At 59.6% G+C, this 14330-nt stretch carries 14 protein-coding genes and 1 tRNA gene; 7 read left to right on the forward strand and 8 right to left on the reverse strand.

Annotated elements, in window-relative coordinates:
* Positions 1–146: 146 nt before the first annotated feature.
* The 7 genes from ychF to lolB all read right to left on the reverse strand — a co-directional run bounded on the left by ychF (position 147) and on the right by lolB (position 6920).
* Positions 147–1238, reverse strand: coding sequence for a redox-regulated ATPase YchF (gene ychF / locus AB5Y86_RS00125; protein WP_005353921.1), 1092 nt, complete (start codon positions 1236–1238; stop codon positions 147–149).
* A gap of 116 nt (positions 1239–1354) precedes the next feature.
* Entirely contained in the window at positions 1355–1951 is a 597-nt protein-coding gene (gene pth, locus AB5Y86_RS00130; protein ID WP_005334960.1) for an aminoacyl-tRNA hydrolase, read from the reverse strand.
* Positions 1952–2169: 218 nt separating this feature from the next.
* Positions 2170–4158 (reverse strand): bifunctional UDP-sugar hydrolase/5'-nucleotidase, encoded by a 1989-nt coding sequence (locus AB5Y86_RS00135; RefSeq protein WP_368191672.1) that lies wholly within the window; start codon positions 4156–4158, stop codon positions 2170–2172.
* Positions 4159–4274: 116 nt separating this feature from the next.
* Complete coding sequence (locus AB5Y86_RS00140; protein ID WP_005343846.1) at positions 4275–5222, reverse strand: ribose-phosphate pyrophosphokinase; 948 nt, start codon at positions 5220–5222, stop codon at positions 4275–4277.
* Positions 5223–5417: 195 nt separating this feature from the next.
* Positions 5418–5492, reverse strand: a tRNA-Gln gene (locus AB5Y86_RS00145).
* 1 nt (position 5493) lies between these two features.
* Positions 5494–6342 carry a 4-(cytidine 5'-diphospho)-2-C-methyl-D-erythritol kinase gene (gene ispE / locus AB5Y86_RS00150; RefSeq protein WP_005353910.1) on the reverse strand — a complete coding sequence of 283 codons (849 nt, stop codon included), beginning with the start codon at positions 6340–6342 and terminating at the stop codon, positions 5494–5496.
* Entirely contained in the window at positions 6342–6920 is a 579-nt protein-coding gene (gene lolB / locus AB5Y86_RS00155) for a lipoprotein insertase outer membrane protein LolB (RefSeq protein ID WP_368191674.1), read from the reverse strand. The genes ispE and lolB overlap by 1 nt, the downstream gene beginning before the upstream one ends.
* Before the next feature lie 126 nt (positions 6921–7046).
* Here lolB and hemA point away from each other — a divergent pair, with 126 nt between their 5' ends.
* From hemA to kdsA, 6 genes are all read left to right on the forward strand, one after another.
* The gene (hemA, locus tag AB5Y86_RS00160; RefSeq protein ID WP_005362209.1) at positions 7047–8306 is read left to right on the forward strand and encodes a glutamyl-tRNA reductase; all 1260 of its coding nucleotides are present in this window, start codon (positions 7047–7049) and stop codon (positions 8304–8306) included.
* A 51-nt stretch (positions 8307–8357) separates the two neighbouring features.
* Complete coding sequence (gene prfA / locus AB5Y86_RS00165) at positions 8358–9446, forward strand: peptide chain release factor 1 (protein ID WP_005334945.1); 1089 nt, start codon at positions 8358–8360, stop codon at positions 9444–9446.
* A gap of 61 nt (positions 9447–9507) precedes the next feature.
* Complete coding sequence (gene prmC, locus AB5Y86_RS00170) at positions 9508–10359, forward strand: peptide chain release factor N(5)-glutamine methyltransferase (RefSeq protein ID WP_368191676.1); 852 nt, start codon at positions 9508–9510, stop codon at positions 10357–10359.
* 56 nt (positions 10360–10415) lie between these two features.
* Positions 10416–10799: a SirB2 family protein gene (locus AB5Y86_RS00175; RefSeq protein ID WP_005334939.1), complete on the forward strand. Its 384-nt coding sequence runs from the start codon at positions 10416–10418 to the stop codon at positions 10797–10799.
* 12 nt (positions 10800–10811) lie between these two features.
* Entirely contained in the window at positions 10812–11612 is an 801-nt protein-coding gene (locus AB5Y86_RS00180) for a SirB1 family protein (protein WP_005334938.1), read from the forward strand.
* Positions 11613–11795: 183 nt separating this feature from the next.
* On the forward strand, positions 11796–12650 hold the full coding sequence (gene kdsA / locus AB5Y86_RS00185; protein WP_005334937.1) for a 3-deoxy-8-phosphooctulonate synthase: 855 nt from the start codon (positions 11796–11798) through the stop codon (positions 12648–12650).
* A gap of 150 nt (positions 12651–12800) precedes the next feature.
* Here kdsA and grcA read toward each other — a convergent pair whose 3' ends face one another.
* Entirely contained in the window at positions 12801–13181 is a 381-nt protein-coding gene (gene grcA / locus AB5Y86_RS00190) for an autonomous glycyl radical cofactor GrcA (RefSeq protein ID WP_005334936.1), read from the reverse strand.
* A 367-nt stretch (positions 13182–13548) separates the two neighbouring features.
* Between grcA and AB5Y86_RS00195 the strand changes: the two genes are divergently transcribed.
* Entirely contained in the window at positions 13549–14289 is a 741-nt protein-coding gene (locus AB5Y86_RS00195) for a substrate-binding periplasmic protein (RefSeq protein ID WP_368191678.1), read from the forward strand.
* The last annotated feature ends 41 nt before the right edge of the window (positions 14290–14330 follow it).

Consider the following 14330-nt stretch of genomic DNA (forward strand, 5'->3'; position numbering starts at 1 on the left):
GAAGGGCCTATCAGATTTTAGATAGGCCCTTTTGATAACAATTATGCATGCCTAGCGTTGCCTAGTGTGTACGCAAAAGTGTACTCAAACTAATAATGGCTGCGCATTGTGATTGCATGTCATTGAAAGTAATCTATAATTTTATTTTAGACGTTGAACAGGAAGTTCATGATATCGCCATCTTTGACGATGTAATCTTTCCCTTCAGCGCGCATCTTGCCCGCTTCCTTGGCGCCTTGCTCACCCTTGTAGTTGATAAAGTCTTCAAAGGCGATGGTTTGGGCGCGAATAAAGCCTTTTTCAAAGTCAGTGTGGATTTTGCCTGCCGCTTGCGGGGCGGTGGCACCGACCGGAATAGTCCAGGCGCGCACCTCTTTCACACCGGCGGTGAAGTAGGTCTGCAGGTTGAGCAGCTGGTAGCCGGAGCGGATAACGCGGTTCAGGCCCGGCTCTTCGATGCCAAGGTCAGCCATGAACTCGGCGCGATCTTCGTCGTCCAGTTCGGCGATGTCCGCTTCGATGGCGCAGCAGACCACGACCACGACCGCGTTCTCGGCGGCGGCGATTTCACGCACCTTGTCCAGATAGGGATTGTTCTCGAAACCATCTTCCGCCACGTTGGCGATATACATGGTGGGTTTCAGGGTCAGGAAGTTGAGGTGGCTCACGGCGGCCAGCTCTTCTTTATCCAGCTTCATGCCGCGGATCATCTGACCGTTTTCCAGCGCGACCTTGATCTTCTCCAGCACTTCCACTTCCAGCTTGGCATCCTTGTCGCCGCCTTTGGCACGCTTGGACTGACGGTGAATGGCGCGCTCGCAGGCGTCCAGATCCGACAGGGCCAGCTCGGTGTTGATCACTTCGATGTCGTCGGCAGGGGAGACCTTGCCGGCAACGTGAATGATGTTCTCGTCGTCGAAGCAGCGCACAACGTGGCCGATCGCTTCGGTTTCACGGATGTTGGCCAGGAACTGGTTACCCAGACCTTCACCCTTGGAGGCACCGGCAACCAGACCGGCGATGTCGACGAATTCCATGGTGGTCGGCACAACGCGCTGCGGATTGATGATGGCAGCCAGCTGATCGAGGCGCGGGTCCGGCATCGGCACCACACCTGTGTTCGGCTCGATGGTGCAGAACGGGAAGTTGGCGGCTTCGATACCGGCCTTGGTCAGCGCGTTGAACAGGGTGGATTTGCCTACATTGGGCAGGCCCACGATACCGCATTTAAAACCCATGGATTGTTACCTTACTTGATGGATGCTGTTGGGGGTCGCCCGCAGGCGGCCCATGTCATGCTTGTTCTGGTCGTTGCTCATGTACCGGCACAATGCCCGTACAGGGTCAAACCGACCTAACCCTTTTCCGCCTTGAAGCTGTGCAAGCGATTCATGGCCTTGGTCATATCTTGTTTGAACAGGATGTCGGTGGCGCGCAGAGACTCGTCCAGCGCGGCGTCGATCAGGTTCTGTTCACTGCTGGGGGCCTTGGTCAGGACGAAGCCAGCCACCTGCTCTTTGCTGCCGGGATGGCCGATCCCGAGACGCAGCCGGAAGAAGTTATTGTTGTTGCCCATCTTGGCGATGATGTCCTTGAGGCCGTTATGGCCACCGTGACCACCACCCTGCTTGAACTTGGCGATGCCTGGCGGCAGATCCAGTTCGTCATGGGCCACCAGCATCGCTTCCGGCTCAATTTGATAAAAACGCGCCAGTGCTGCCACCGCCTTGCCAGAGAGGTTCATATAGGTGTTCGGGATGAGCAGCCGCACATCCTGCCCCTCGACCAGGATGCGGGCAGTATGGCCGAAGAACTTGGGTTCTTCACGCAGGCTGACATTGTGCCAGCGGGCCAGTTGCTCCACATACCAGGCGCCCGCGTTGTGGCGGGTCTTGGCATATTCCGGGCCGGGGTTGCCCAGTCCGACGATCAGTTTGATTTCGCTTGTCACGCTTGATGTCTTCACTCGCAGCTGCCGTGGGCACACTACCCAGGGCAATAGGACGCAATATTCTAGCCGCCGAGTGGCGATCACTCAACCAATGCGCATGTTATGGCGGGATTTGCAGCATTATTGCGGCCAATGGGTGGCTAACGGTGGGCAAACGGGCCTCTTGCAAGAGGCCCGTTTCAGTTTACCGATGGATTGTGCCCGGTTGACTACTGTCGTTATTTGGTACGCAGCAGGGTGACGGTCTCTTCATCCAGTGCGGTCAGGGTGGGACGGGCATCGCGCACATACTCCACGAAAGAGGCTGCATCGGTGCCGCAATCCACGCCGCTGGCTTTGCAATCGAGGGGCTGGCCCGGGGCATAGACGGCGCTCAGCAGTTCACCGTTTTGTGCCACCTTCAACACCGGGAAGGCGGTCAACTTGCCATTGACGCTGGCGATGTCGACCCGCTCGCTCTGGTGGCGCTGGGCATTGGCCAGTGCCTGCCAGCCATCGTTGCCGTTGGCGCTGTAGGCGTTCATCACCACCCGATAGCGCTGGCTATCCACCAGATCCTGCCACTCGCCGCTTGCGGTCTTGCGCTGCAATTGGGTCAGGGTGCCCGCTTTGCCTGCGTCGGTCTCCTGGAAGGTGTAACGCAGGTGACCGCCATAGGGGAACTTGCCGGCATGGGCGCTGGCGGGCAGGGTGGCGGTGATGGTCTCGGTCAGCAGGGCGCGTACCTCGGCGCCAGTCAGGGTCAGCACCGCGAGCTGGTTCTTGAACGGCAGCAGGGTGAGGGCACTATCCCCCTCGCGCCATTCGCCGGCCGGCAGTTCGGCGCGCACGCCACCCACCGCCACCAGAGCGAAGTCGACCGGGCCGCCGGTCAGGGCTTGCACTGCTGGGGTATTGGCCCAGTAGAACTCCCCTTCGGCAACCAGCGGCGCTACATCTGAGCCGTGGCTGTCGCTGCCGTTGTCGCCGGGGCGACGGGCATTTTGCAGCTGCTCGGGGATGGTGCCGATCACCGGGCCGTAGGCTTTCTCCAGCGCCGGTTTGTAGTGGCTGTCGATGATGCCGCGCAGGCGCGGATCTTCGTCCACGGTCACCAGATTGGGCTGGTTGTCGACAAACTGGCTCGCCTCTTTGCTGCGGGCATCGTCGAGCGCCTGCTTGCGCGCCGCATCGGCGAAGAAGTCGCGGCTGGCCAGCAGGCTGTTGTGGCCCTGGCAGTCGGTCACCTGACCGTGGCTGTCAAAGGTCACCTGCGCCAGACCGATGGCCTGGGCGTAGGAGCCCGCCTGCACCACGCAGGTCTTGCCGATGCCATCCGGATTGGTCACCAGCTTGGCGTAATCGCCGGTCTTGCCCCAGCCAATGTTGCGAAAATCGCCGAGCAGGCTGTGGGAGTGGCCGCCGACGATGGCATCGAGGCCGTTTACCTTGGCGGCCAGCGCCAGATCCCGCTCGTTGCCGATGTGGGTGAGCGCCACAATCTGGTGGATCCCCTTGGCTTGCAGCATGTCGACCGTGGCCTGAGCCGAGGCGACCTCCTTGCCAAAGCGCAGCTTGCCGACGTTGGGGGCGATATTACCCATGTCTTCCAGTACCAGACCGATGACGGCGACCAGCTGTTTGCCTTGCGGCAGGTTGTCGAGATCGGTGACCGGGCTCTTCTGGTTGCCGTCAAAGGCGTAGACCACGAAGGGCTTGAGGTTGTCAGCCTTGCTGAGGGCCGGATCGGCCTTGGTGTCGAGGTTGGCGGCCAGCACCGGGAAGTTGACCCCCTCGATGAAGCGGGCCAGCTTCTGGTTATCCAGATCGAACTCGTGGTTGCCCAGTGCCATGGCATCGAGGCCGAACTGGCTCAGCAACTCGGCGTTGGCCATCCCCTCGTTCAGTTTGAAGTAGCCACTGCCCTGCCAGGCATCGCCGCCGTGCAGCAGCAGCAAGGGCTGGTTCTTGGCCAGCGCATCGGCCTGATAGGCTTTCGCCATGGTCAGCAGGCGCGGATAACCGCCAAAGCGGGTATAGAGGGTGTCCGTCTCCCCCTGCTGGGCAAAGATCTGCCCTTTGATCTCGGCATTGACCGGATCAAACTGGGAGTGGGTGTCGTTCATGTGAGCCAGGGTCAGCACGAAGGGCGGGTTTTCTTTGGTGGGCTGACAGGCGAACAGGGCGGAGGTAAGGGTCGCGAGCAGGAGGGGACGCAAGCAATTCATGGGTAAATCCTTAAGCCTGCCGGGGGCAGGGTCGTACCAGATAGCAGAAAGTTGGAAAGAGAAGGTCCAGAAAGACGAAAACCGCCTGATGGCGGTTTTCGTTATTGCTGAATCTATCAATGCTCAAACATGGCAGAGATGGACTCTTCGTTGCTGATGCGACGAATGGCTTCGGCCAGTACAGTTGACAGCGTCAGCTGCTTGACCTTGCCGACCGCTTTCATCTCCGCAGTGAGCGGGATGGAGTCGGTAATGATCAGTTCATCGATCACGGAGTTCTTGATGTTCTCGACGGCAGAACCGGAGAAGACCGGGTGAGTGGCGTAAGCGAATACGCGCTTGGCACCGCGCTCTTTCAGGGCCTCTGCGGCTTTGCACAGGGTGCCGCCGGTGTCGATCATGTCATCAACGATGATGCAGTCGCGGCCGGCAACGTCACCGATCAGGTGCATGACCTGGGAGACGTTCGGGCGGGGACGGCGCTTGTCGATGATGGCGATGTCGGTGTCATCCAGCAGCTTGGCGATGGCGCGGGCACGCACGACACCACCGATGTCCGGGGAGACGACGACAGGAGACTCGAGGTTCTTGGACTTCATGTCTTCCAGCAGCACCGGGCTACCGAACACGTTGTCTACCGGAACATCGAAGAAACCTTGAATTTGTTCGGCATGCAGGTCAACGGTCAGCACGCGATCCACACCGACGCTGGAGAGGAAGTCAGCGACAACCTTGGCGGTGATGGGTACACGGGCGGAGCGGACGCGGCGGTCCTGACGGGCATAACCAAAGTAGGGGATAACGGCAGTGATACGGCCAGCTGAAGCACGACGCAGAGCATCCACCATGACGATCAATTCCATCAAATTGTCGTTGGTCGGGGCACAGGTGGATTGAATGATGAAGATATCGCCACCACGTACATTCTCATTGATCTGTACGCTGATCTCGCCGTCGCTAAAGCGACCTACGGCAGCATTGCCGAGTTTGATAAACAGGCGATCTGCGATCTTCTGGGCTAGTTCCGGCGTTGCGTTACCAGCAAACAGCTTCATGTCAGGCACGGTTTGAAACCTCGGGGTTGCATCCAGTATGTGGGGGAGTCTGAAATCAGACCCTATCGTTTTGGGGCAAACGATTTATCAAGATAACGTACAAGGTGTCTGCTGCCCAATGAATGTGATGATACCGGTAACCCGAATCCGTGGCCGAGTGCAAAACCGGCCACGTTAATCATCATCAATACCGTTCGGTAAAATTGGCTGGGGTACTAGGATTCGAACCTAGGAATGGCGAGATCAAAACCCGCTGCCTTACCGCTTGGCGATACCCCAATCATTTGAACTGTTGCAATGTGGAGAAGAGAGGTGATATGTTCTCGCCCTTGGCGACAAACCCATCAAGTCCCTTCGGCACGCAGGCCAACACTTCCCGAGCAGTCACTTCGTCTTCAAATTGAGCAAAGACGCAGGCTCCTGTGCCCGTCATTCTTGACGGCGCGTATTCTAGCAACCAGCCGAGCGCATTGGCAACCTCGGGGTGGCGCTTTTTCACCAGTGATTCGCAATCGTTTTTCCACTCGCCTTCCAGCAGGTTGTCCAGCGCCATTTTCGGCGTGGCTCTCGGCAGGTCCGGATCCTGGAATACGGCCGCGGTCGCTACATGGCAATCGGGCTTGAGTACCAGATACCAGGCATCGGGCAGTTCGACCGGTTGCAGCCGCTCGCCCACGCCTTCGGCAAAGGCCGCCTTGCCACGGACAAACACCGGCACATCGGCCCCCAGCTGGACGCCAAGCGCTGCCAGTTCATCTTCACTCAAACCCGCTTGCCAGAGGTGGTTAAGCGCTACCAGCGTGGTCGCTGCATCGGACGAACCGCCGCCAATGCCGCCCCCCATGGGTAGCACTTTCTCCAGCCGGATATGGGCACCTTGTGGGCTCGGCAGAGTTGCCTGGAGCAGCCGCGCCGCCCGGATAATCAGATTCTGCTCATCCGGCACCCCGGGAATGGCCGGGTTCAGGGTGAGTGTGTCGCTATTCGGTATCACCTCGAACTCGAGCCAGTCGCTGTGGTTGAGGAAGATAAACAGGGTCTGCAGCTCGTGATAGCCATCGGGACGACGGCCATTGACGTGTAAAAACAGGTTGAGTTTGGCCGGTGCCGGCCAGCGTGTGGAAGCCATTAACGTGCAAGAGTCCATAGGTTGATCTGAAGCTTGAGGCGGCTGTTCTGGCCGGTCATGGTCAGCTGGTGCGGCAGGCGGTAGCCATCCTGATCCCGATAATCGCCATAGACGATCTGCCACTGGCCGTCGCGCACGCTGGCCAGACTGCTGTCGGGGTTGAGTTCAAATTCCGCCTGACCCGGCAGCCCCTTGATCCACTCCGGTAATCCTGCAACCGGAATATTCCAGCCGGTCAGTTGATAGATGAGCGCTTCGGCATCTTGGCTCTGGTGGCGATTGCCGTCGCTGTCGAGCAGGGTGATCTCCCCCTTGCTGCGGGAGAGCTCCAGAATGCTGGTGCCGATCAGGCTGCTGAGGTTGAGGCGATAATCCTCCCCATCCTGCTGCCAGTTGAGACGGGCGCTGCCCTTTTGCTGTGGCGTGATGATGGCCATCTTGCCGGATAGCTGCCAGTGGGTCAGCTGCTCGAGGCGGGCCCGCTCCTGGTTCCAGTTCACCTGGTCACGCTGGGGCTGGGTGGTGGCACAACCGGCCAGCAACAGCAGGCAGGTGAGGGTAAAAATACGTAGCAGCAAGAGACGGCTCCAGAGAGAGGAATTTGCCACAGTATACGGGGCGGCCGTATTGCTTTTAAAGACTTACCCTTTCTCGTACAATTGGCAGCCTTTGCACCCAGCGTATGAAATGATCGTCGCCCACTCATGAGTTTGCTTGCCCTCGGAATCAACCACAACACCGCCAGTGTCGCCTTGCGGGAACGGGTCGCCTTTGGCCCGGACTGCATCGATCGCGCCTTGCGTGAGCTGGTGAGCCAACCCGGTGTCAGCGAGGCGGTGATCGTCTCCACCTGCAACCGGACCGAACTCTATTGCAATCTGGAGGAGGAGCGGCAGGAGCAAGTGCTGCGCTGGCTGCAGCAGTTCCACGGGCTGGACGCGGCCGAACTGGTCACTGCCATCTATCAGCATCACGATGAAGAGGCGGTGCGCCACTTGATGCGGGTGGCGTGCGGGCTCGACTCGCTGGTGTTGGGGGAGCCGCAGATCCTGGGGCAGATCAAGCAATCCTACGCCCATGCCCAGCAGGCGGAGTCGGTGAAGGGGGCGCTGGAGCGGCTGTTCCAGAAATCCTTCTCGGTGGCGAAAAGAGTGCGCACAGATACCGAGATTGGCGCCAGTGCCGTGTCGGTGGCCTTTGCCGCCGTCAGCCTGGGTCGGCGGATCTTCTCCGATCTCTCCCAGACCAAGGTACTGCTGGTCGGGGCGGGGGAGACCATTGAACTGGTTGCCCGTCATCTGCGCGAGCAGAACGTCACCAAGATGATGGTGGCCAACCGCACCCTGCAGCGTGCCCAGACCTTGGCGGCCGAATTCGGTGCCCAGGTGATGACGCTCGAAGAGATCCCCGACTATCTGCACGAGGCGGATATTGTCATCAGCTCGACCGCCAGTCCACTGCCCATCATCGGCAAGGGGATGGTGGAGCGCGCGCTGAAGGCCCGCCGCTTCAAGCCCATGTTTCTGGTGGATATTGCCGTGCCGCGCGACATCGAAGCCGAAGTCGATGAGCTCTCCGATGCCTATCTCTACACGGTGGATGATTTGCAGGGGATCATCGAGCAGAACCTCGAAACCCGTAAACGGGCTGCCGCACAGGCGGAAGTGATCGTGCAGGAAGAGCGCGACGAGTTTATGGGCTGGTATCGCGGCCAGAGCTCGGTCGATCTCATTCGCGATTACCGCCATCAGTCACAGCAAGTGGCTGATGAAGAGTTGCAACGGGCCCTGCTGGCATTGGCGCAGGGCGAGAGTGCCGAACAGGCGCTCAAGGCGATGGCCCATCGCCTCACCAACAAATTGATCCACGCGCCGACCCAGGCGTTGCGCCAGGCTGCCTCCCAGGGGGATCAGAGCGAGCTCTCCCGCTTGCGGCAGGCGCTGGGGTTGTCACAAGAGCCATAATTTTCGGGCAACCTGCCGGTTGTCCCGTCCTCCATTGAGAATGCAAGAGTTATGAATCCGTCACTGATCAGAAAGCTGGAAGGCCTCATCGAGCGCCACGAAGAAGTACAGGCCATGCTCGGCGAGCCGGATGTGGTCTCGGATCAGGATCGCTACCGCGCCCTGACCCGCGAATATGCCCAGCTGGAAGATATCGTTCACGCCTTCCAGCGTTACCGTCAGGCGCAGGATGATCTGGATACCACCCAGATGATGCTGGAGGAGGATGATGCCGACTTGCGCGAGATGGCGCAGGAGGAGCTGCCGCTGGCCAAGGCCAATCTGGAGGCGCTGGAGCAGGAGCTGCAACTGATGTTGCTGCCCAAGGATCCCAAGGATGACAACAACTGCTATCTGGAGATCCGCGCCGGTGCCGGTGGCGACGAGGCGGCCATCTTTGCCGGTGACCTGTTCCGCATGTACTCCCGCTTTGCCGAGCGTCAGGGCTGGCGCGTCTCCATCGTCAGCTGCAACGACGGTGAATACGGTGGCTACAAGGAGGTGATCGCCAAGATCGACGGCGAGCGCGTCTATGGCCGCCTCAAGTTTGAATCCGGTGGTCACCGGGTACAGCGGGTGCCGGAGACCGAATCTCAGGGCCGCGTGCACACCTCCGCCTGTACCGTCGCCGTGCTGCCGGAAGTGCCGGAAGCCGAGCAGATCGAGATCAACCCTTCAGATCTGAAGATCGACACCTTCCGCGCCTCCGGTGCCGGTGGTCAGCACGTCAACAAGACCGACTCGGCCATCCGCATCACCCACCTGCCGACCGGTCTGGTGGTGGAGTGTCAGGACGAGCGCTCCCAGCACAAGAACCGCGCCAAGGCGATGTCGGTGCTCTCCGCCCGCCTGCAAGCGGCCGAGGATGAGCGCCACCGCGCCGCCGAGCAGAGCACCCGCCGCAATCTGGTGGGCTCCGGCGATCGCTCCGAGCGCATTCGTACCTACAACTACCCGCAGGGTCGCCTCTCCGAGCACCGCATCAACCTGACCCTCTATCGCCTCTCCGAAATTTTGGAAGGGGATCTGGACTGCGTCATCACACCGCTGGTGCAGGAGTATCAGGCCGATCAGCTCGCCTCGCTGGCCGAGAACAACTAATGCAAATGGTGATCCGGCAAGCTCGCATTAAGTGTTCTGCCCATAAGGTGGAGTGGCACTGATGCAGATCCAGCAGGCCCGCGCCCATATCATGACTGTGTTGGCTGAGGGGGAGTCCCCCCGCGCCGACGCCGATGTACTGCTCTGCCATCTGCTCGGGTGTCGTCGCAGCTATCTGATGACCTGGCCCGAGCGTGAGCTGGATGCCGCCCAGCAGGCCACCCTGCAGGGGTGGCTGGCTCGTCGTCTCAACGGCGAACCCATCGCCCATCTGGTGGGCGAGCGGGAGTTCTGGTCGCTGCCCCTCAAGGTGAGCCCGGCGACCCTGATCCCGCGCCCCGATACCGAGGTGCTGGTCGAGCAGGCGCTGACCAAAATCCCGCAGGGGCCTCGCGCCGTGCTGGATCTGGGCACCGGCACCGGCGCCATCGCGCTGGCGCTCAAGTCCGAGCGGCCCGAGCTCGATGTGTGGGCGGTGGATCGGATGGCGGATGCCGCGGCGCTGGCCCGCGAGAACAGCGCCGCGCTGGGGTTGCCCATCGAGGTGCGCGACGGCAGCTGGTTCGAGCCCCTTGGCGAGCCGGATCGCGACAATACGCCACGTTTTGCGGTGATTGTCTCCAATCCCCCCTATATTGATGGCGCCGATCCCCATCTCGAGCAGGGTGATGTGCGCTTTGAGCCCCGCTCGGCGCTGGTTGCCGATGACGCCGGGCTGGCCGATATCCGCCACATCGTGGTCCATGCCCCCGCTTATCTGTTGCCTGACGGCTGGTTGCTGCTGGAGCATGGCTGGGATCAGGGGGAGGCGGTGCGTCAGTTGCTGCGTGATGGCGGCTACCGCGAGGTAGCCACGGTGCGCGATTACGGGGATAACGACAGGGTGACGCTGGGCCTCTGCCCGCTGCGCTGACAGCCCCTTACTGTTACACGGCGGGTTGCCTGTGCACCCCCATGCAAGGATTGAATATGGTTTTTGTGCTCAAACACCTGCACCTCACCCTGATTGCCGGGGCCGTGCTGATGTTTATGCTCCGCTTCTACTGGGTACAGACCGCCACTGGTCGAGCCTATAGCGCGCCGGTGATGAAGGTCAGCGGCTGGCTCAACGGTCTGGTGGTGCTCTCCGGCGTATTGCTCTGCATGGTGCTGGATCTCAACCCGCTCAATAACGGAACGCCCTGGCTCAGCGAGAAGCTGATGGCCATTCTGGTGCTGGTATTTCTGGCTGCGATGGCGCTGCGGTTGGCCAAAAGCAATCTGGTGCGCTGGTGCTCCTTTCTGGGGGCGCTCGGCTGGATCTACTTTATTGCCAAGTTGGCAGTGCTCAAACAGACGAGTGTGTTCGGCTAAGGCATGAAGAGAATGTTACACATAGACGAATGGACCGATTTCGAAGCCCACGACATCACCGAGCTGGCGTTGTCAGTCAGCGACGAGATTTATGGCTCGGTCGAGGAGGGGATGCGCGAGTTGAACCTGCTGGACGAGTGGCTGGACGAGCAGATCGAAGAGGGCACCTGCGACGAGGTGCGCCAGCAGTTGCTGCAGGGCTTCTACCACAGCCTCGGTTTTCATGGCGACTGGCAGGATTATTTCTCTGCCAACAACTGCGATCTCAATCAGGTGCTGGTTCAGCGCAAGGGGATCCCGGTCAGCCTCGGCATTCTCATTATCCAGCTGGGGCGCAAGCTCGGGCTCGATGTAGAGGGGATCTGCTTCCCCGGCCACTTCCTGGTGAGCTTTGCCGGTGGCGAGGGGGAGGTCTATGTCGACCCCTTTACCGGCGACGAGCTGAGTCTGGCCCGCATCGAGCTGCTGCTGCGCGGTGCGCTGGGGGACTTGGCGACCCTCACTCCCGACTACCTGCAGCCCTCCGGCCAGTGGGAGATCATCGAACGGTTGCTCAACGTCAGCAAGGGGGCCCTGCTGCGGGAAGACCGCATGCCCGAGGCGCTGCGTTGCAGCGAGCTGTTGTTGCGGATGAAGCCCGGCGATCCGCTGGAGACGCGGGATCGCGGCTTTATCTACGAGCAGCTCGATTGCCCGCGCCAGGCCGCCGACGATTTTGAATATTTTATTGAACAATGCCCGGACGATCCGGTGGCCGATGTGCTGAAAGTGCAGCTGGCCGCGCTGGATCTGAGCCCCAAGCCCCTCCATTAAGGGCGGCTTGAAACTGAAACAGAAGAATATCAAGGCCGCTGCGTCCGGTCGCAACGGAGTAACTTGGCTTCAGGCCCTTTTATTAAGGATGTCTTGGAGTTGAAACAGAAGAGTATCAAGGCCGCAGCGCTCGGCTGCAACGGAGTAACTTGGCTTCAGGCCCCTTCATTAAGGAAGTCTTAGATGGAACAGAAGAATATCAAGATCAACCAGATCGACGTTGCCAACGACAAACCGTTCGTGCTGTTTGGCGGCATGAACGTGCTGGAATCCCGCGACATGGCGATGGCGGTGTGCGAGAAGTACGTGGAAGTGACCAGCAAGCTGGGCATCCCGTTTGTCTTCAAGGCGAGCTGGGACAAGGCCAACCGCTCCTCCATCCACTCCTACCGCGGTCCGGGTCTGGAAGAGGGGATGAAGATTTTCCAGGAGCTGAAAGCGACCTTCGGCATGCCGGTCATCTCCGATCTGCATGAACCCCATCAGGCCAAGCCGGTCGCCGAGGTGGTTGACGTTATCCAGCTGCCCGCTTTCCTGGCGCGCCAGACTGATCTGGTGGAAGCCATGGCCCGCACTGGCAACGTCATCAACATCAAGAAGCCGCAGTTCCTCAGCCCCAGCCAGATGAAGAACATCACCGACAAGTTCGAGGAGTGCGGCAACGACCAGCTGATCCTGTGCGAGCGCGGTGCCAACTTCGGCTACGACAACCTGGTGGTGGACATGCTGGGTCTGGGCGTGATGAAGAAGAGCACCGGTGGCTATCCGGTGATCTTTGACGTGACCCACTCCCTGCAGTGCCGTGATCCGCTGGGTGCCGCCTCCGGTGGCCGTCGCGAGCAGGTGACCGAGCTGGCGCGCGCCGGCATGGCGGTCGGTCTGGCCGGTCTCTTTATTGAATCCCACCCGGACCCGAAAATTGCCCGTTGCGATGGCCCGAGCGCCCTGCCGCTGGAGAAACTGGAAGGCTTCCTCAAACAGATGAAGGCCATCGATGACCTGATCAAGGGCTTCGAACCCCTCGATACCTCGGCCTGATCCCGACGCTGTCATGCCTGATGAAAATGCCCCGCAATGCGGGGTATTTTTTGATAAGGATGCGGCGACAAGCACGCATAAAAAAACGGCCGATTGGCCGTTTTTTTGTGCCGATACAGCGAGTATCAGCTCTTCACTGCAGGGCGCTGATTACAGGCTCTGGGTGAAAGTACGGGTAACCACGTCACGCTGCTGTTCCGGGGTCAGGGCGTTGAAACGCACTGCGTAGCCAGATACACGGATGGTCAGCTGCGGGTACTTCTCCGGGTTTTCGATAGCATCTTCCAGCGTTTCGCGACGCAGCACGTTGACGTTCAGGTGCTGGCCACCTTCAACAGCAGGCTCAGCTTGAACCGGCAGTTCGCGGTATTCGAACTGACCCAGGTCAGCCAGTTGCACTTCTTGATCGGCAGCGAAAGCATCGCCTTTGACGCAGATGCAGCGAGCTTGTTGCTTCTCTTCGTCCAGCAGCCAGAAAGAGTTCAGCAGAGCGGTGTTGGCGGCCTGGGTGATTTGAATGCCTTTGATCATGGTATGACTCCTCAATGGGAACGCGAATCCAACTGTAAGGAAATTACCCTGATGTATTTAAGCTACCGTCGATGGCGATGACTTAAAGGGCCCTTGCCTTACACCTTTTCTTTGATGGGGTCATATATACCACGGTGGTAATATTACCAAAATTGATCCAGATCAATAAAATCCGACAAAACGCCATTTCAATGGGATTAAATTCTTGAGTTGAATCAAAAATAGGTCATTTTTCTGATTTTGTAAGATATCCAAATTATGCATCTTTTATCTTGTTAATCTAGTAATTTAACTACATCTTTTCGGCTTTTTCTGAGGTTAATTGAGGGGTTGGCTACACTCAGCAAAAAAGCGAGGAGAGTGCCGGGTGAATAATGGGTGGCGAAAGTGGGCATGGCTGGCCCTGTGCTGTTGCTGGGCAAGCAGTGTTGCGGTACGGGCCGAGACGGTGCGTATTGCTGTGGGCGAGTGGCCACCTTATATCAGTGAGGCGCTGCCCAATCAGGGCTTTCTCTGTGAGGTGGTGCGCCAGGCCTTTGCCGAAGAGGGGCTCGATGTCAGCTTTCACTTCTATTCCTGGGCCAAGGCTTACCGACTGACTCTGGAGGGGCGCTATGTGGTCACCATGCCCTGGTTTCGCTCCCGTGAGCGGGAGCAGCTTTTTTATCTCTCCGCCTCGCTCGGCCATTTCACCACTCGCCTGATGACGCTGACCGGTACGCCCGCGGTCAATCTGGGTGAGCTGAAACACGAGCCGGTCGGGGTGACCCGTGGCTACTTCTATGGCGATGGTTTTGCCGCTCGCCAAGCCGGGCTCACCCTCGAGTGGTCAGATTCCGATGAGGAGAGCATGGGCAAGCTGCTTGACGGGCGGATCCACTATCTGGTGATGGATGAGCAGGTGGCACAGACTCTGTTCCAGCAGGCGCTCGTTCGTCATCCCCAATCGCTGTCACTGACCGGTGCCGCCGACCCCATCTGGTCGCAACCGGGATACTTGCTGATGCGCAAGGCCGATCCCGAGGCGCGCCGTCTGATGCTGCTGTTCAATACCGGCCTGCGCAAGCTGGAGCGCTCGGGGCGCCTCGCCAGGCTCTGGAAAGCGTGAGCCACGGTTGCGTCTTGCGGGCTGGCCCCCTATCCTGAGCC

The organism is Aeromonas sp. s8 (genome assembly GCF_040907785.1).
GTDB lineage: Bacteria > Pseudomonadota > Gammaproteobacteria > Enterobacterales > Aeromonadaceae > Aeromonas > Aeromonas veronii.

Bases quoted from the DNA above. Each gene is read 5' to 3' on its own strand.
- prmC (WP_368191676.1), top strand. From the start codon at position 9,508: ATGCAGATCCAGCAGGCCCGCGCCCATATCATGACTGTGTTGGCTGAG.
- kdsA (WP_005334937.1), top strand. From the start codon at position 11,796: ATGGAACAGAAGAATATCAAGATCAACCAGATCGACGTTGCCAACGAC.
- AB5Y86_RS00135 (WP_368191672.1), bottom strand. From the start codon at position 4,158: ATGAATTGCTTGCGTCCCCTCCTGCTCGCGACCCTTACCTCCGCCCTG.
- AB5Y86_RS00175 (WP_005334939.1), top strand. From the start codon at position 10,416: ATGGTTTTTGTGCTCAAACACCTGCACCTCACCCTGATTGCCGGGGCC.
- ychF (WP_005353921.1), bottom strand. From the start codon at position 1,238: ATGGGTTTTAAATGCGGTATCGTGGGCCTGCCCAATGTAGGCAAATCC.
- ispE (WP_005353910.1), bottom strand. From the start codon at position 6,342: ATGGCTTCCACACGCTGGCCGGCACCGGCCAAACTCAACCTGTTTTTA.
- hemA (WP_005362209.1), top strand. From the start codon at position 7,047: ATGAGTTTGCTTGCCCTCGGAATCAACCACAACACCGCCAGTGTCGCC.
- AB5Y86_RS00180 (WP_005334938.1), top strand. From the start codon at position 10,812: ATGTTACACATAGACGAATGGACCGATTTCGAAGCCCACGACATCACC.
- prfA (WP_005334945.1), top strand. From the start codon at position 8,358: ATGAATCCGTCACTGATCAGAAAGCTGGAAGGCCTCATCGAGCGCCAC.
- grcA (WP_005334936.1), bottom strand. From the start codon at position 13,181: ATGATCAAAGGCATTCAAATCACCCAGGCCGCCAACACCGCTCTGCTG.